This is a genomic window from Embleya sp. NPDC050493, assembly GCF_044458105.1.
Lineage (GTDB): Bacteria > Actinomycetota > Actinomycetes > Streptomycetales > Streptomycetaceae > Embleya.
In genome coordinates this window covers 769,328-786,455 of the sequence record NZ_JBITHP010000001.1, presented here as the reverse complement: position 1 = coordinate 786,455, position 17,128 = coordinate 769,328, and the positions used below count along the sequence as shown (strand labels likewise).

Genomic DNA, 17,128 nt, shown 5'->3' with positions numbered 1-17,128 from the left:
CCTCCGATTTTTCCGCCGCGCGAATGGCAAAACCCTTGTGTCGAACGGCTTCCCGGCCCGGCCGCAGGCATGCGTGGGGCGCCGGAGCGGCTTGTCGGGCCCGTCGCGCCGCGGTCTTCCGCGATGTTCCGTCGGGGTCTACGGGGAGTTATTCGCGCACGAAGCGCCGAGGGGCCGGCATAGTGGGTGCCGTGAAAACGGGATGAGCCCGCCTGCCAAGCGGAATGCCCGATTCATTCCGCTATGGTGTAACTCGGCAGCACACGGGGTTTTGGTCCCCATGGTCCAGGTTCAAATCCTGGTAGCGGAGCCTCTCGGCAGTGCCGGCCGCAGCGGCGCGTGGAGCCTTCTCCCGACGGCGCTATCCTCATAGGGCCCGGTTTGTTCGGCTCGGCTTCGTCGTGCCGTCATTTCGTTTCTCCGAGGTCGGCCTTCGGAGTCGTCGGGCATCCCCCGCCAGCGATGCCGAGGAGCCTTGCTCTGTGAGCCCCATCCGCCCGGCTGCCGTCGTCGTACTTGCTGCGGGTGAGGGCACCCGCATGCGTTCCAAGACCACTCCGAAGGTGTTGCACGCCCTGGCCGGTCGGGCCATGGTCGGGCACGTGGTCGAGGCCGCTCGACGGCTGGATCCCGAAGACCTGATCGTCGTCGTCGGCCACGGCCGCGACAAGGTCGCGAGCTACCTGTCCGCGTTGGACCCGGCCGCCCGGGTGGTCGTCCAGGAACAGCAGAACGGCACCGGTCACGCCGTGCGCGTCGCCCTGGACGGGCTCGCCGAGAGCGACCGGGAGCCGGACGGCGTGGTCCTGGTCACGTGCGGGGACACCCCGCTGCTGACCGCGGACAGCCTGGCCGCACTGGTCGCGACCCACGAGAGCGAGGGCAACGCCGTCACCGTGCTCTCCGCGGTCGTGCCCGACCCGGCCGGCTACGGCCGGATCGTCCGGGAGAACACCCCCGACGGGCGCGGCGCCGTCACCGCGATCGTCGAGCACAAGGACGCCTCCGCCGCCCAGCGCGCGATCGCCGAGATCAACTCCGGCGTGTACGCGTTCGACGGCAAGCTGTTGCGCGAGGCGCTCGGCCAGATCACCCCGCACAACAGCCAGGGTGAGGAATACCTCACCGACACGCTGCACGTGCTGCGCGAGGCCGGGCACCGGGTGGGCGCCGCCGCGGCCGTGGACCACCGGGAGATCCTGGGCGTCAACGACCGGGTGCAGCTCGCCGAGGCACGGCGGGTGTTCAACGACCGCCTGCTCGAAGCCGCGATGCGTGCCGGGGTCACCGTGGTCGACCCCGCGACCACCTGGATCGACGTGGACGTCACGTTCGAACCGGATGCCGTACTCCACCCCAACACCCAGCTGCACGGCGCGACCACCATCGCCGCCGAGGCCGTGGTGGGCCCCAACTGCACGCTGCGCGACACCGTCGTCGGCGAGCGGGCCCACGTGTACAACGCCACGAGCGACGGCGCCGAGATCGGCCCCGAGGCGACCGTGGGTCCGTACACCTACCTGCGACCGGGCACCCGGCTCGCGCAGGGGGCCAAGGTCGGCGGCTTCGTGGAGATGAAGAACGCCGTGGTGGGCCCCGGATCCAAGGTGCCGCATCTGTCGTATGTCGGAGATGCGACCATCGGGGTGGGCACCAATATCGGTGCGGCCACGATCTTCGTGAACTACGACGGCGTGAACAAGCACCACACGGTGGTCGGGGACCACGTGCGGGTGGGCAGCGACACCATGCTGGTCGCCCCGATCGAGATCGGCGACGGTGCCTACACGGCCGCCGGATCGGTGATCACAGAAGATGTCCCGCCCGGTGCGATGGCGGTGGCGCGGGGGCGCCAGCGCAACATCGACGGGTGGGTTGCACGCAAACGCGCGGGTACGGCCTCGGCGCAGGCCGCCGAACGCGCGCTCGCGGCCACGCAGGGGGACGCGGGCGACGTGCACACAACGGCCGGGCCGAACGACGGTTCTGCCGAGGCGAATGGCAAGGAGACGGTGCTGTGAGCGGGATCAAGGTGACGCCTGAGCGCAAGCTCATGCTCTTCACGGGCAGGGCCCACCCCGAACTTGCGAAGGAGGTGGCCTCGGAGCTCGGTGCGGATCTCGTTCCCACCAAGGCCTTCGAGTTCGCCAACGGGGAGATCTACGTACGTTTCGAGGATTCCGTACGAGGTGCCGACGCGTTCGTGATCCAGAGCCACACGGCTCCGATCAACACGTGGATCATGGAACAGCTGATCATGATCGACGCGCTCAAGCGGGCCTCCGCCAAGCGCATCACGGTCATCGTGCCGTTCTACGGCTACGCCCGTCAGGACAAGAAGCACCGCGGTCGCGAGCCGATCTCGGCCCGCCTGATGGCGGACCTGTTCAAGACCGCGGGTGCCGACCGGCTGATGGCCGTGGACCTGCACACCTCGCAGATCCAGGGCTTCTTCGACGGCCCGGTGGACCACCTGTTCGCGCTGCCGCTGCTGGCCGACCACGTCGGCAAGCGGGTGGACCGCGAGCGGCTCACCGTGGTCTCCCCGGACGCCGGCCGGGTCCGGGTGGCCGACCAGTGGACGGACCGCCTCGGCGCGCCGCTGGCGATCATCCACAAGCGTCGCGACCCCAACATCGCCAACGAGGTCACCGTGCACGAGGTGGTCGGTGACGTCACCGGCCGCACGTGTGTGCTGGTCGACGACATGATCGACACGGGTGGCACGATCTGCGCCGCCGCCGACGCGCTGTACGACAACGGCGCCGCCGACGTGATCGTGGCCGCCACCCACGCGGTGCTGTCCGGTCCGGCCGTGGACCGGCTGAAGAACTCGCGGATCAGCGAGGTCATCGTGACCAACTCGCTGCCGATCGAGGAGGAGCGTCAGTTCGACAAGCTGACCATCCTGTCGATCGCCCCGATGGTGGGTCGGGCGATCCGCGAGGTCTTCGAGGACGGTTCGGTCACGAGCCTGTTCGACGGCCACAGCTGACCCCACGGCACCGTCGACGGCGGCCCCCTCCGGGTCGTCGAGCCGTAACTCACGTACGCCGCCCGGTCGTTCGGCCGGGCGGCGTACGTGTGCCCATCTGCTTTTCGAGGTATCTTGCGTCGAATGGGGGGCGCGCTGTCACTCGTTCGAGTGGCGTTCGCCGCGACCCGATTTCGGGGTGACCGAGAAGAGCGGGTAGGCTAACGGGGTTGCCCGGCGAGGGATGCGCGCTACTTGCTCCGTGATCGACGCGGTAGTTGTGTGTCGTGTACTCCTCCAAGGCTTTTGCAGGGGACCCGGTGCCACTCGGGCACCTACGAACCGACTCCGGCCATCACCGTCCGCAGTCGATCCGCACCATGGGGACCCCGCCCCGCCATCCGCCACCGCGTCGTTCGAGGAGTACCCGTCGTGTCCGAGGTCCGTATCGTCGCCGAGCCGCGTTCCGAGTTCGGCAAGGGTGCCGCCCGTCGCGCCCGTCGCGCGGGTAAGGTGCCGGCCGTCCTCTACGGTCACGGCTCCGCTCCGCTCCACCTTGCGCTTCCGGGCCACGAGCTCATGCTCGCGCTCAAGACCCCCAACGTCCTGTTCTCGCTGGACATCGACGGCAAGGCGCAGCTGGCCCTGCCCAAGGATGTGCAGCGTCACCCGATCAAGCGTCACCTGGAGCACGTCGACCTCCTGATCGTCCAGAAGGGCGAGACGGTCACGGTCGAGGTTCCGGTCAGCACGGTCGGCGAGATCGCCCCGGGCGGTCTGCTCGAGACCGTCGTGCCGGCGCTTCCCGTCGAGGCCGACGCCACCGCGCTCCCCGGCACCATCGAGATCGACGTGACCGGCCTGGAGCCGGGCGCCTCGGTGCACGCCAAGGACATCAAGCTGCCGAAGGGCACCGCGCTCGCGGGCGACCCCGAAGCGGTCATCCTGCACATCCTCACCCCGTCGGCTCCGGAGCCGACCGCCGAGGAGACCGCGGCCGACGAGGCCTGATCCGGTCTCGTTGTCGTAGGACGAACGCGGGGACGACAACATCATGAGTGAGTCGCAGGCCCACGCCGGCACGGAGAACAGTCCGTGGTTGGTCGTGGGCCTCGGCAATCCCGGGCCCGAGTACGCCGGGAATCGCCACAACGTCGGGTTCATGGTCGTCGATCTGCTCGCCGAGCGGGATCGGTCGAGGTTCAAGGCGCACAAGTCGCGCGCCCAGGTGGTGGAGACCCGGATCGGCCCGCACCGGGTGGTGCTGGCCAAGCCGATGTCGTTCATGAACCTGTCCGGCGGTCCGGTGACCGCGCTGCGTGACTTCTACAAGATCCCGGTCGCGAACATCATCGCGGTCCACGACGAGTTGGACGTCGACTTCGGCGTGCTGCGGCTCAAGCGCGGTGGCGGCGACAACGGGCACAACGGCCTGAAGTCGATCACCAAGTCGCTCGGACCCGACTACCTGCGGGTGCGGTTCGGCATCGGCCGGCCGCCCGGGCGGATGGACGTCGCGGCGTTCGTGCTCAAGGACTTCTCCGCGACCGAGCGCAAGGAACTCGCGTTCGAGGTGGACCGAGCGGCCGACGCGTGCGAGGCACTGGTCCGCGAGGGCCTGGAGCGGGCGCAGAACGAGTTCAACACCTGACCGTGGCGGGTCGCGTGACGGACGAGCGAGGGCGGGCCCCACGGGGACCCGCCCTCGGCCGTGTCCGGGCGGCTACCAGCGGCCGTCGTCGCGGATGCGCACCGGCGCCAGCCCCAGGACCAGCGTGCTGATCGCGGCGTCCATCGACGAGCCGATGAACCATTCGCCGGTGTGGTCCAGGCCGAACACCCGACCGCTCGGATCGATCGCCAGGTAGCTGCTGCCGTCGTCCTCGTCGCCCAGCGGGGCCAGCGGGGTGCCCAGCGCGCGACCCACGTCGGTGAGCGTGCGCGGCAGGTGCAGCCCGCGGGTGGGGTCGATGGTGAACGGGCGGCGGAGTACGTCCTTGCCCGCGCCGCCGATGGCGAAGTGCAGCGTGCCGAACTCGGCCCAGGCCACCAGCGCCGCCGGGAACACGCTGTGCCGGTGCCCGTCGGGCGACTCGTGGTCGCTGATCTGCCGGGCCCACGTCTCGGCCTGGGTCAGCCGGCGCCGACCCACCGTCCAGCCGGCCCGCTTGAGTTCGTGCACCACGTCGGTGGAGAAGCGGGACACGTCAGCCGCTTTCCGTCGACGCGACGCCGAAGTGTTCGAGCATCGGTGCGCAGGACCGGCACGGCGGTTGATACGTGTCGTGTCGTGGGTCGCCGTCCTCGCGGATCCGGCGCAGGGTCAGCTTGGCCCCCTTGAGCGAGCGTCGTGCCTCCTGCACGGTGAACGGTCGCCGGGCCGCCCGCTTGGTGCGCGCCGCCTCGGCCTCGAAGAGATGCTCGGACACCAGCTCGACCTCGGGACAGCGGCCCCGCCAGCGCTCGCGTGCCTCGACCGGGAGGGCCATCAGGAAGTCCCGGACCAGCGGATGCGCCGTCGGCACGGTGTCGCCCTTGGCGCCGGCCCGGGTGCGGATGCGCTTGCCGACGAACAGCGCCGCCGCCACGGCCGGCAGGATGCTCTCCCGGGTGCCCCCCGGGGCGACCCGCTCGCGCGGGTCGGGATCCACCGGTTCGAGCTCCGGATCAACTTCCACCGTACGTTCCTTCGCCAGTGTCGTCGTCGGAGTACCCGCGGCCACGTGGCGTTCCCTTCTCGTTCATGTGCTGCTTCGGCCGGGCGGCTTGTGTCGACGGATCGATCATGCCGGCGCCCGGATCGGTGACTGTGCGTGCAACAGCGTGCCAAACGTATCGGCGACCCGTGTAACCGGGACTCCCGGAAAGATCTTTGCAGTTCGGTCCGACCCGCGGATTTCCCGGTTGACCCGCGGCGGAGCGGATCGGGCGCTAGCTTCGTTCGGGTGGGGGTGCCGTGCGGCGGCTGGGCCCGCGCGGCCGGGGGGTTGCAGGGGAGTTGACGTTCCGTCATGTCGAATTCCGGGTCTGGGCGAGCCATCGGGCTCGCCGTCATAGGGGCCGGCTACTGGGGCCCCAATCTGGTGCGCAACGCGCAGGCCACACCGGCTCTGCGGCTGGAGTGGCTGTGTGATCTGGACGAGGCACGGGCCCGTGCGGTCCTGGGGGATTACAGCACGGTCCGGGTGAGCACGTCGTATCAGGAGGTGCTGGCCGACCCCGCGGTGCACGCAGTGGCGATCGCGACGCCTGCCGCTACGCACTTCGAGCTGGTCGCGGCGGCGCTGGAGGCGGGCAAGCACGTCCTGGTCGAGAAGCCGATCACGGCCGATCACTCGGACGCGGTCAAACTGGTCGAACTGGCCGAGCGCAACGGGCTGACGCTGATGTGCGATCACACGTTCTGCTACATGCCGGTGGTCCGACACATCCGCGATCTGATCCACGGCGGCGAACTGGGCGACATCCGCTTCTTCGACTCGGTGCGGATCAATCTGGGCCTGGTCCAGCCGGACGTGGACGTGGTGTGGGACCTCGCACCGCACGATCTGTCCATCCTGGACTTCATCCTGCCGCCGGGGGTGCGCCCGGTTTCGGTGGCGGCCCACGGCGCGGACCCGCTCGGCACCGGCCGGGCCTGCCTGGCCTACCTGGTGGTGCGGCTGAGCAACGAGGCGATCGCACACGTGCACGTGAACTGGCTCTCGCCGACCAAGGTGCGCACCACCATCATCGGCGGCTCCCGACGCACCCTGGTGTGGGACGACACCAATCCCGCGGCCCGACTCCAGGTGCACGACAAGGGCATCGACCTCGCCGAGGACGCCGCGCTCAGCCGGGAGGCCCGGCGGGAGAAGCTGATCTCCTACCGGGTGGGCGACGTGGTCTCGCCCGCGCTGCCCGAGCGGGAGGCGCTGCGCGCGGTGATGGCCGAATTCGCCGACGCGATCGGCACGTCCCGGCCGGCGCTGACCGACGGTCGCGCCGGTCTGCGGGTCCTGGAACTACTGGAGGCGGCCTCGCGCAGCCTGGAACTGGGCGGCGTCACCGTCGCGCTGGGAGAACTCTGATGGCTGTCGAAATCGCCGGTTCGCGCTGCGTGGTCACCGGCGGCGCGGGGACCATCGGGTCCACGATCGTCGACCGGCTGCTCGCCGCCGGGGCCGCGCAGGTGGTCGTGCTGGACAACCTGACCCGCGGGCACCGGGGCAATCTGGCCGGAGCGCTGACCGACGAGCGGGTCGAGCTGGTCGACGGCGACATCCGCGACCGGCCGCTGCTGGCCCGGCTGATGCCCGGCACCGACGTGCTGTTCCACCTCGCCGCGATCCGGATCACGCAATGCGTGGAGGAACCCCGGCTCGCGCTGGAGGTGCTCGTGGACGGCACCTACGACGTCATGGAGGCGGCGGTCGCCGCCGACGTGCGCAAGGTGGTCACCTCCTCCTCGGCGTCGGTCTACGGGCTCGCCGAGGAGTTCCCGACCACCGAGCTGCACCACCCGTACGACAACGACACGCTCTACGGCGCGGCCAAGCTGTTCAACGAGGGCCTGCTGCGCAGCTTCCGGACGATGTACGGCCTGGACTACGTGGCGCTGCGCTACTTCAACGTCTACGGCCCGCGCATGGACGTGCACGGCCTGTACACCGAGGTGCTGATCCGCTGGATGGAGCGGATCGGCAAGGGGGAACCCCCGTTGATCTTCGGCGACGGCCTGCAGACCATGGACTTCGTGTACACCGAGGACATCGCCCGCGCCAACCTCCTTGCCGCGCAAGCCGATGCCGCCGGTGAGGTGTTCAACATCGCGTCCGGGAGCGAGACTTCGCTGCGCGGACTGGCCGAGCGACTGCTGGCGGTGATGGGCGCGGAGGGGCTGGGCATCGAGTACGGCCCGGCCCGATCGACCGGCGGGGTGACCCGGCGGCTGGCCGATACCACCAAGGCCGCACGGGAGTTGGGCTTCACCGCGGAGGTGGACATCGACGAGGGACTGCGCCGACTGGTGGCGTGGTGGCGGGACGCGGTCTGATCCGATCGGGGCACCGAGGGGGTTCGGTGGGCACCGGGTGCGGGGCGGACGCGGCTGGGACGGGCATGGGCGGGCGACCGGGCTGGGGGAAGGCACGATGAGCATGGAACGAATTCCGGTGATGCGGCCCTGGATGGGCGAGGAGGAGGCCGCTGCCGCGGCGGAGGCGGTGCGCTCCGGGTGGGTGGCCCAGGGACCTCGGGTGGCCGCCTTCGAGCGGGCGTTCGCGGAGTACGTCGAGGTGCCCGCGGCGATCGCGGTGTCCTCGTGCACCACCGCCCTGCACCTGGCGCTGATCAACGCCGGGGTGGGGCCGGGCGACGAGGTCGTGGTGCCCTCGCTGTCCTTCGTGGCCACCGCCAACGCGGTGCGCTACGTGGGTGCGCGCCCGGTGTTCGCCGATGTCGAACTCGCCACCGGGAACCTGACTCCGGAGACGATCGAACCGGTGCTCACCGCCGCGACGCGCGCGGTGATCCTGGTCGATCAGGGCGGCATTCCGGCCGATCTGGACGGGGTACGGGCGCTGGTGGACGCCCGCGGCATCGTGGTGGTGGAGGACGCGGCATGCGCGGCGGGCTCGACCTACAAGGGGCGACCGGTGGGCGCCGGCGCGATGTCCGCGACGTTCTCCTTCCATCCGCGCAAGCTGCTGACCACCGGCGAGGGCGGCATGCTCACGCTCGCGCGCGAGAGCGCGGCACCGCGGTTGCGTCGGCTGCGCGAGCACGGGATGAGCGTCAGCGCGGCCGACCGGGACGCCGCGGACCGCGCGGGCGGGGCGCCGGTGGTGGAGAGCTACGACGAACTCGGCTTCAACTACCGGATGACCGACATCCAGGCGGCGATCGGCCTGGTGCAACTGGGCCGACTGCCCGCGATGGTCGCCCGGCGCCGGGAACTGGCCTCGCGCTACCGAGAGTTGCTCGCCGGGGTGGCCGGGCTGGAGACGGCGGCCGATCCGGCGTACGGGCTGACCAACTATCAGGCGTTCTGGGTGCTGCTGCCCGAGGACTTCCCCGTCTCGCGCGACGACCTGCTCGGGGAACTCGCCCGGGCCGGCATCTCGGCGCGGCGCGGGATCATGGCCGCGCATCTGGAACCGGCCTACGCGGACGTCGAACACGTACCGCTGCCCGCCACCGAGCGTTTGACCCGGGACTCGCTGATCCTGCCGCTGTTCCACGACCTGACCGAGGACGAGCAGGACCGGGTGGTCGCCGCGGTGCGGGCGGCGGCCGGCGTCCGGGCGGCGGTCTAGTGTCCTTTCGCGATCTGCTGTTGGTCGGCGCCGGCGGGTTCGCCCGCGAGGTCGCCGCGGCGATCCCGGACTTCCGTGCCCCGCGCGGGAGTTCGGGGTGGCGGCTGCTCGGCTTCCTGGACGACGATCCGGCTCGTCTGGACACCGAGGTGGACGGCTTCCCGGTGCTCGGCGGTGCCGACGCGGTGCACAAGTGGTCGGATGCGCTGGTGGTGGTGTGCGTCGGGAGTCCGACGAACTGGTGGAGTCGCTCGCGGGTGGTGGCCCGGCTGGGCCTGCCGGATTCGCGCTGGGCCACGCTCGTGCACGTGAGCGCGGTGGTTCCGCGGACGTGCGAGGTCGGGCCGGGCGCGGTGCTGATGGCACAGACGGTGCTGACCACCTCGGTCCGGGTGGGCGCCCACGCGCACACCATGCCGCACGTGGTGCTGACCCACGACGACGACGTGGGCGAGTTCGCCACGCTGGCCGCGGGAGTGCGGTTGGCGGGCGCGGTGACGGTGGGCCGGGAGGCGTACCTGGGAGCCGGTGCGCTGGTGCGCGAGCGCCGCACCATCGGTGCCCGGTCGCTGGTGGGGATGGGCTCGGTCGTCACGCGGGACGTGCCGCCGGCCGAGGTGTGGGCGGGGGTGCCGGCCCGCCGACTGCGGTCGGCGCCGACCCCCGCCGCCGTGGGGATTTCACGAGGGGGAGATGCGAATGAGTGCTGACCGGGACCGGATTCCGCTGGTGGACCTGGCCGCCGCGCACGCCGAGGTGGCCGGCGAGGTCGAGGCCGGCATCGCCCGGGTGCTGGCCACCTGCGCGTTCGTGGGCGGCCCGGACGTCGCGGGCTTCGAGGCCGAGTACGCCGAGTTCACCGGCGTCGCGCACTGCGTCGGGGTGGCCAACGGCACGGACGCCGTGGAACTGGCGCTGCGGGTGCTGGAGGTGGGCGCGGGAGCGGGTGTGGTGATGCCCGCGAACACGTTCGTGGCGACCGCGGAGGCGGCGGTCCGGGCGGGCGCCCGGCCGGTGTTCGCGGACGTGGACGACGAGTTCCTGCTGCTGGATCCGCAGCGGGCCGCCGAGGCGCTCGGCGGTCCGGTCGAGGCCCGCGCCGTGGTCCCGGTACACCTGAACGGCCAACTGGCGCCGATGGGCGCGTTGCGGGCGCTGGCGCAGGCCCGCGAGGTGTTCCTGGTCGAGGATGCCGCGCAGTGCCAGGGCGCGACCCAGGACGGCACCGCACCCGGCGGGTGGGGGCCCGACTCCATCGCGGCGACCAGCTTCTACCCGGGCAAGAACCTGGGCGCCTACGGCGACGGCGGCGCCGTGGTGACCGGCAACGAGGCATATGCGGCCGCGGTGCGCGAGATGCGCGACCACGGGTCGTCGCGCAAGTACGTGCACACGCGCCTGGGCTTCAACTCGCGCCTGGACACCATCCAGGCCGTGGTGCTGCGCGCCAAGCTGCGCCGACTCGCCGACTGGAACGTGCGGCGGCGGGCGGCGGCGGCCCGCTACGACGCGCTGCTCGCCGGGGTCGAGGGCGTGCGGGTGCCGGGCACCGCGCCGGGCAACGAGCACGTGTGGCACCTGTACGCGGTGCGGGTGCCCGAGCGGGACAAGGTGCTCGCGCTGCTGAACGAGGCGGGCGTGGGTGCCGGTGTGCACTATCCCGTGCCGGTGCACCTGCAACCCGCCTTCGCCGAACTGGGTTACGCGCGTGGTGACTTCCCGGTCGCCGAGCGGGCCGCCGAGCAGATCCTGACGCTGCCGCTGTACCCGCAGCTGACCGCGTCGCAGCAGGAGCGCGTCGTGGAGGTGCTCGCGGGAGCGCTGAGCCGGCTGTGAGGCCCGGACCCGACGACGGACCGGCGTGCCTGCCCGTGCCCGGCACGATCCGCCATCTCGGCCACGCCGGTTTCGTGGTCGCCCACGCGGGCGTCTCGCTGCTGATCGACCCGTGGTTCCACCCCGCCTTCCTCGGCGCGTGGTTCCCGTTCCCGGACAATCGCGCGTTGTTGCCCGAGGTGCTCGCCGGCCGATACGACCTGCTCTATCTCTCGCACCTGCACGAGGACCACTTCGACGAGCGGGTACTGGAGCGACTCGACCGCGGCATCACCGTGGTGTTGCCCCGGTACCGGTCCAAGTCCCTGGTCAGGCGGATGAGTGCGCTGGGTTTCCACGAGCAGGTCGTGCTCGGCCATCGCGAGTCGTTCACGCCCGCGCCGGGGCTGACCCTGACCATGCTGCTGGACACCAGCCACAAGGAGGACAGCGGCCTGCTCGTCGACCTGGACGGCTACCGCTTCCTGGACCTCAACGACTGCAACACCCCGCTCGGCGAACTCCCGGGCGACGTCGACCTGTTGTCCGCACAGTTCTCCGGTGCGATGTGGTACCCGAACGCGTACGCGTATCCGGAGGAGACCCAGCGCAAGAAGACCGCCGAGGTGCGCTCGGACCTGTTCGACACACTGGTGCGCAAGGTTCGCCTGACCGGCGCACGCGCCTACCTGCCGTCGGCCGGCCCGCCGGTGTTCCTGGATCCCGAACTCGCCCGGTACAACGACCGGGACGAGACGATCTTCCCGCTGTGGGACGCGTTCGCCGACGACTTCGCGGCGGCCTGTCCGCAGGTGCGGGTGATCGAGGCGGCACCGGGCGACGACCTCGGCGCGCCGACCGGCCCGGTGGCGCACTGGCGCACCGAGGCCTATCTGAGCGCCTATCGGGACCGCCGCGAGGCCGAGTGGCGGGCCTATGCCGAGCCGGCCTTCGAGCCGGTCGCGCCGGCCGAAATGGACGCCTATCTGGCCCGGTTGCAGAGCTGGAACAAGCGCTTCCTGGGCGACTGGCGCAAGGACGTGCGATTGACCTCGGACGGGTCTTCCTGGTCGGTGCGGCTGGGCCGGATCGCGGGCGACATCGTGTTCGAGGAGGAGCCGGTCGACCCCGCCTACACGATCGAGGTCCCGCAGCGGGTGTTGCGCGCGATCGTGGACGGTGCGGTGGGGTGGGAGGAGGCGCTGCTGTCCATGCGCCTGGGCCTGGCCCGTGATCCGGACGTGTTCGACCTGACCCTGATGAGCCTGCTGCGCTACGGCGAGCACCCGGCGCAGACCATGCAGATGGTCCGCGAGCGCGAATCGGCCGCGCACGGCGAGTCGATCGAGCGGTGCGGGGTGCGGATGCAGCGGTTCTGTCCGCATGCCGGCGAGGACCTGTCGCACGCGGACATCGCGGACGGCGTGCTGGAGTGCCCGCGCCATCACTGGAAGTGGCGCCTGGACACCGGCGCGTGCGTGGCGGGCGGGACCGTGCCGCTGCGGGTCGAGCCGATCGCCGACGACGTCCCGGATCGGTGACGATCACCGCCGATCGCTCGGGACATGCGTTCGAGCGTACGGCGGTTGACATAACGTCCTGCTCCGGATCGACAGCCGCCCTGCTCGTCCGGTGTGCCGTCACCCCTGCGAGCGAGTCCGCGCCACTCGTTCGTCCTATTCGTCAGAAAAGATGATTGATCGCGATATTGCATCCTTTGTATGTCGGTAACGACGCGTTAGGCCTTCGAAACGAAAACGTTTTTCTCCGAAACGTCCGGGTTCCGTCACGAGCGTGTCATGGCGCGTCGAGTGGCGACCACGCGGCGGCCGCAGGTGCTGCGGTGTGGCCGTCCAGGTCATTCGCGTCCCTCGGGACGGGAGTGGCGCCCGTGATGTCTGGAGGTTGTCCATGAGCACCTGGGGATGGGTCTGCCAGGAGAACGCTTGTCCGTCGAAGTCCGACGGCGCCCGCCAGCGGTACCGGTCGAAGGACGCGGCACAGGTGGCGGCCAAGGCGCACACGAAGGCCACCGGGCACAAGACGAGGATCATCGAGTACAGGTAGCCGGCCGGTCACGGCCGCCCGGGGACACGCGGGAAACAGGCGGGCACGAGTGGGAACGGGCGCACCCGCGTAGGAACGGGCGGGCACCAGTGGGAACAGGCCGGCACGAGTAGGAACGGGTGGGCACCGATCGAAGCCGCGCCCGGTGGTCGACACTTCCGACCACCGGGCGCTCGAAGGAGCCGGAACGGCCCTACAGCACCTCGATGTTGGGCCCCGCGCCGAGCACCCGACGACAGTCGAGCACGTAGTCGGCGGTGCGCAGCAGATCCAGATCGACGTCGTCGTGGTCGACGAGCAGCACCACCGCGTCCGCGGCGGCCACCGTCTGCGCGGTCAACTCCACCCGTCGCAACCGGGCGTCCACGACCTGGGCGAGGTCCACGTGCGGGTCCGCGGCGGTGACCTCCGCACCCAGGTTCAGCAACAACCGGGCCACGTGCGTGGACGGCGACTCCCGGGCGTCGCCGGTGTTCTTCTTGTACGCGAGTCCCACCAGCAACACCCGGGAGCCGTTGACCGATCGGCGCCGGGTGTTGAACGCGGCGGTGAGCCGGCGGATCACGTAGTCCGGCATGTGGTTGTTGACGTCGTTGGCCAACTCCACGAAACGGAAGCTCTGGCCGAGCGCACGCTGCACCCGCCAGGACAGGTACGACGGGTCGATCGGCAGGCAGTGCCCGCCGACGCCCGGCCCCGGGGTGAAGCGCAGGAAGCCGAACGGCTTGGTCGAGCAGGCATCGATCGCCTCCCACACGTCGATGCCCAGGTCGTGGGCGAACATCGCGACCTCGTTGACGAGCGCGATGTTCACGTGCCGGAAGGTGTTCTCGATCAACTTGACCAACTCGGCCTCCTTCGGCGAGGAGACCGGCACGACGCGGTCGATCAGCGAACCGTAGAAGCCCTCCACGACCGCCAACGAGGCGGCGTCCACCCCGGAGACCACCTTGGGCGTGTTGACCAGGTTCCAGGTCGGGTTGCCCGGGTCGATCCGCTCCGGGCTGTAGCCCAGGTGGAAGTCCCGGCCCACGGTCAGACCCGAGCCCTCCTCCAGGATCGGGCCCACCAGTTCCTCGGTGGTGCCCGGATAGGTGGTCGATTCGAGCACCACGCACGCGCCGGGCCGCAGATAGCGGGCCAGGGTGCGGGCGCACTCCTCGATGTAGCTCAGATCCGGGACGCCCTCGCGCAGCGGCGTGGGCACGGTGATCACCGCGATGTCGTAGCCGCCCAGGTCACGCGGCTCGGCGGTGGCGCGGTAGCTGCCCGCGTCCAGGATCGCCCGCACGTGCGCGGACGGGATGTCCTCGACGTACGACTCGCCCGCCGCGAGCCGCTTGATCCGCCCCTCGTCGACGTCGTAGCCGACCACCTCGTGACCCACCTGTGCCGCGCGAACCGCCAGCGGCAGCCCCACATAGCCCTGACCGGCGATGACAACACGCATCCGAGACTCCCCCTCCTCGCGCAACCGCCCACCCCCGAGCGGCTGGTGATGCAACGTCAGGGGCGGCCGGGCACGTGATCGGCACGCGGCTTGGCCACCACCCACGACGACACGAGCCCGGCCACGCGTTCGCCGCGCACCACCGCTCCGGGAAAGCGCGAGACCAGTTCGGTACGCCGGGCCGGGAACACCCGAGGCGCCGATCCGCCGATCCGCGACCGCAGGTGACCGGGCATCAGATGCAGCGCGGGCAACGAGGTCTGCGGATCCAGCGGATGCTCCCGGGCGGCGGTGCGCAGCCAGTAGCGCTCCGCGCAGGCGTGCACGACATCGGCCAGCCGGGCCCGGGCGGCCGGCGCGGCCAGCCGATCGAGCAGCCCGTCGCACACCACCAGGTCGCAACTCCCGGACCACTCCAGCGGATCGGCCGCCTCATGGACCAACCACGAGGCCGACCCGGCGGATCGGCCCGCGGCCTCGACCACGCGCACGTGCGCGGGCCGCACCGGGGCGTGCCACCAGAACTCGGCCGAGCCGCCCAGGTCCACCACCCGCAGCCGCTCGATGTCCGGGAACGCCTCGCGAAACCACAACCATCGTCGCGCCCGCGCCCCGGCTTCCACCTGGGTGCGCGCGGCTGCCGCGCGCACCGACCAGGCCCGGACCAGGCGTTGCGGTTGTGCCATCGTGCGTGATCCCCCCTGACGAGCCCGCGGCCGAGCGCCGCGGACCGCCCATCAGGCTATGGGCACAACCGCACTCCCATGCGGGAAACCGGCGAACCCGAGGCGTCCCGGATCCGAACATGCGAACGGCCCCGGGGAAGGATCCCGGGGCCGTCCGCGGTCGTGGACGAGCCGGTCGGGCGCAAGCCCGGACCGGTTCGGTCAGGCGCCGGCCCAGACGATGCTCTGGATCTCGCTGTAGGCGGCCAGCCCGTACGAGCCGCCGTCCCGGCCGACGCCGGACTGCTTGAAGCCGCCGAACGCCGCCTCCATGTTGCGTCCCACGGTGTTCACCCCGACACCGCCCGAGCGCAGCCGGCGGGCGATGCCGTAGGCGCGCGTGCTGTCGCCCGCGAACACGTAGGAGAGCAGGCCGTAGTCCGAGTCGTTGGCGAGCCGGATCGCCTCCTCCTCGTCCCCGTCGAACGGGATCACCGTGACCACGGGGCCGAAGAACTCCTCGCGCGCGATGGTCATCTCGTTGGTCGCGTCCGCGAACAGCGTGGGCGCGACGTAGAAGCCCTTCTCGAAGTCGGGACGCTCGCCGCCGACCACCAGCCGGGCGCCCTCCTCGCGGCCCTTGGCGATCAGCGCCTCCACCCGGCCGCGCTGCACCGCCGAGATGACCGGGGTGACCTGCGTCGCCGGGTCCAGCGGGCTGCCCACCTTCAGGCCGCGCGCGTGCTCCGCGAGTCGCTCCACCAACCGGTCGTAGATGCCGCGCTGGGCGATCACCCGGGTCGGCGCGGTGCAGATCTGGCCCGCGTAGAAGCTCCACACCGTGCCGATGCCGTGCACGGCCGCGTCCAGGTCCGCGTCGTCGAGCACGATGCACGCGCCCTTGCCGCCGAGCTCCATCAGCTGGCGCTTGAACGTGCGGCCCGCGACCTCGGCGATCCGCGAGCCGATCAGGGTCGAACCGGTGAAGCTGATCATGTCCACGTGCGGCGAGGCCACCGTCGCCTCGGAGACGTCCACGCCCGAGCCGGTGATGATGTTCAGCACGCCGGCGGGCAGCCCGGCCTCGGCCAGCGCCTCGGCCATCCGGTACACCGCCAGCGGGTCCTGCGGCGCGGGCTTGACCACGACCGTGTTGCCCATCGCCAGGGCCGGCGCGACCTTGCCCGCGCTGTTCGCGAGCGGGTTGTTGTACGACGTGATGCAGGTGACCACGCCGACCGGCTGGCGGATCTCCTGCGCACCGAAGATGCCCGCCCGGCTCAGCACGGTCTCCGGGGTCGCCTGCGGGTTGAGGGCGAACTCGGTCGGCTCCAGCGCGCCCTTGGCGTAGCGCTTGAAGCGCGAGTACGTGGTGCCCAGCTGCATCATGCCCGCGACCGCCAGGGTCGCGCCGGTCTCGGCGGAGGCGAGCGGGACCACCTCGCCGCCCATCTTCAGGAACAGGTCCGCGGCCCGGTCCAGGATGCCGGCGCGCTCCTCGGGCGTGGTCCGCGACCAGGTGCCGAACGCCTCCGCCGCCGCCGCCGTGGCCGCGTTCGCCTGCTCCACCGACGCCTCGGGCGCCAGGCCCACGACCTCCTCGGTCGCCGGGTTGATCACTTCGTAGTGACCGCGCTCCGGCTCGACCCATTCGCCGCCGATGTAGAGCTTCTGCTGCGCGCTGCTCATCGTGTCCGTCGTCTCCCCTGGTCCAGCCGCTGCCCCGGACTCCCGACGGTCCGCCGGAAATCCGACGACCCGTCAGATTCCTCTTCGCAGGCCATTGGACCCCCTAACAGTCGCATTGCCAAGAGGGAGAGGTGGGCGGTACTGGTCACAGTCACACGTTGTCATCACGGGC

At 70.9% G+C, this 17,128-nt stretch carries 16 protein-coding genes and 1 tRNA gene; 12 read left to right on the top strand and 5 right to left on the bottom strand.

Features of this window, described 5'->3' with window-relative positions; genetic code table 11:
- The first annotated feature begins 237 nt into the window (after window positions 1-237).
- The 5 genes from ACIBM5_RS03280 (at window position 238) to pth (ending at window position 4,625) form a co-directional block, all read left to right on the top strand.
- Window positions 238-310, top strand: a tRNA-Gln gene (locus tag ACIBM5_RS03280).
- 172 nt (window positions 311-482) lie between these two features.
- A complete protein-coding gene (gene glmU, locus ACIBM5_RS03275) occupies window positions 483-2,021 on the top strand; it encodes a bifunctional UDP-N-acetylglucosamine diphosphorylase/glucosamine-1-phosphate N-acetyltransferase GlmU (RefSeq protein ID WP_396005088.1) in 1,539 nt (512 codons plus the stop codon).
- Window positions 2,018-2,995 (top strand): ribose-phosphate diphosphokinase, encoded by a 978-nt coding sequence (locus ACIBM5_RS03270; protein WP_391585309.1) that lies wholly within the window; start codon window positions 2,018-2,020, stop codon window positions 2,993-2,995. The genes glmU and ACIBM5_RS03270 overlap by 4 nt, the downstream gene beginning before the upstream one ends.
- 411 nt (window positions 2,996-3,406) lie before the next feature.
- Complete coding sequence (locus tag ACIBM5_RS03265; protein ID WP_126637514.1) at window positions 3,407-3,985, top strand: 50S ribosomal protein L25/general stress protein Ctc; 579 nt, start codon at window positions 3,407-3,409, stop codon at window positions 3,983-3,985.
- A 43-nt stretch (window positions 3,986-4,028) separates the two neighbouring features.
- Entirely contained in the window at window positions 4,029-4,625 is a 597-nt protein-coding gene (gene pth / locus ACIBM5_RS03260; protein ID WP_391585308.1) for an aminoacyl-tRNA hydrolase, read from the top strand.
- 72 nt (window positions 4,626-4,697) lie between these two features.
- Here the strand turns inward: pth and ACIBM5_RS03255 are convergent, their stop codons facing one another.
- Window positions 4,698-5,180 (bottom strand): SUKH-3 domain-containing protein, encoded by a 483-nt coding sequence (locus ACIBM5_RS03255; RefSeq protein ID WP_396005087.1) that lies wholly within the window; start codon window positions 5,178-5,180, stop codon window positions 4,698-4,700.
- Between the two features lies 1 nt (window position 5,181).
- Entirely contained in the window at window positions 5,182-5,652 is a 471-nt protein-coding gene (locus tag ACIBM5_RS03250; RefSeq protein ID WP_396005086.1) for a YwqJ-related putative deaminase, read from the bottom strand.
- A gap of 333 nt (window positions 5,653-5,985) precedes the next feature.
- Between ACIBM5_RS03250 and ACIBM5_RS03245 the strand changes: the two genes are divergently transcribed.
- The 7 genes from ACIBM5_RS03245 to ACIBM5_RS03215 all read left to right on the top strand — a co-directional run bounded on the left by ACIBM5_RS03245 (window position 5,986) and on the right by ACIBM5_RS03215 (window position 13,152).
- Window positions 5,986-7,044, top strand: a complete 1,059-nt coding sequence (locus tag ACIBM5_RS03245) for a Gfo/Idh/MocA family protein (protein WP_396005085.1) — start codon at window positions 5,986-5,988, stop codon at window positions 7,042-7,044.
- The gene (locus tag ACIBM5_RS03240; RefSeq protein ID WP_396005084.1) at window positions 7,044-8,009 is read left to right on the top strand and encodes an NAD-dependent epimerase/dehydratase family protein; all 966 of its coding nucleotides are present in this window, start codon (window positions 7,044-7,046) and stop codon (window positions 8,007-8,009) included. The genes ACIBM5_RS03245 and ACIBM5_RS03240 overlap by 1 nt, the downstream gene beginning before the upstream one ends.
- Before the next feature lie 97 nt (window positions 8,010-8,106).
- Window positions 8,107-9,270: a DegT/DnrJ/EryC1/StrS family aminotransferase gene (locus tag ACIBM5_RS03235; protein WP_396005083.1), complete on the top strand. Its 1,164-nt coding sequence runs from the start codon at window positions 8,107-8,109 to the stop codon at window positions 9,268-9,270.
- The gene (locus ACIBM5_RS03230) at window positions 9,270-9,980 is read left to right on the top strand and encodes an acetyltransferase (protein ID WP_396005082.1); all 711 of its coding nucleotides are present in this window, start codon (window positions 9,270-9,272) and stop codon (window positions 9,978-9,980) included. The genes ACIBM5_RS03235 and ACIBM5_RS03230 overlap by 1 nt, the downstream gene beginning before the upstream one ends.
- Window positions 9,970-11,106: a DegT/DnrJ/EryC1/StrS family aminotransferase gene (locus ACIBM5_RS03225; RefSeq protein WP_396005081.1), complete on the top strand. Its 1,137-nt coding sequence runs from the start codon at window positions 9,970-9,972 to the stop codon at window positions 11,104-11,106. The genes ACIBM5_RS03230 and ACIBM5_RS03225 overlap by 11 nt, the downstream gene beginning before the upstream one ends.
- Window positions 11,103-12,626, top strand: coding sequence for a Rieske 2Fe-2S domain-containing protein (locus tag ACIBM5_RS03220; protein ID WP_396005080.1), 1,524 nt, complete (start codon window positions 11,103-11,105; stop codon window positions 12,624-12,626). The genes ACIBM5_RS03225 and ACIBM5_RS03220 overlap by 4 nt, the downstream gene beginning before the upstream one ends.
- Before the next feature lie 370 nt (window positions 12,627-12,996).
- A complete protein-coding gene (locus ACIBM5_RS03215; protein ID WP_391585299.1) occupies window positions 12,997-13,152 on the top strand; it encodes a hypothetical protein in 156 nt (51 codons plus the stop codon).
- A 193-nt stretch (window positions 13,153-13,345) separates the two neighbouring features.
- Here ACIBM5_RS03215 and ACIBM5_RS03210 read toward each other — a convergent pair whose 3' ends face one another.
- The 3 genes from ACIBM5_RS03210 to ACIBM5_RS03200 all read right to left on the bottom strand — a co-directional run bounded on the left by ACIBM5_RS03210 (window position 13,346) and on the right by ACIBM5_RS03200 (window position 16,956).
- Entirely contained in the window at window positions 13,346-14,602 is a 1,257-nt protein-coding gene (locus ACIBM5_RS03210) for a nucleotide sugar dehydrogenase (RefSeq protein ID WP_391585298.1), read from the bottom strand.
- 56 nt (window positions 14,603-14,658) lie between these two features.
- Window positions 14,659-15,288 (bottom strand): hypothetical protein, encoded by a 630-nt coding sequence (locus ACIBM5_RS03205; RefSeq protein WP_396005079.1) that lies wholly within the window; start codon window positions 15,286-15,288, stop codon window positions 14,659-14,661.
- A 201-nt stretch (window positions 15,289-15,489) separates the two neighbouring features.
- Complete coding sequence (locus ACIBM5_RS03200) at window positions 15,490-16,956, bottom strand: aldehyde dehydrogenase family protein (protein ID WP_396005078.1); 1,467 nt, start codon at window positions 16,954-16,956, stop codon at window positions 15,490-15,492.
- Between the last annotated feature and the right edge of the window lie 172 nt (window positions 16,957-17,128).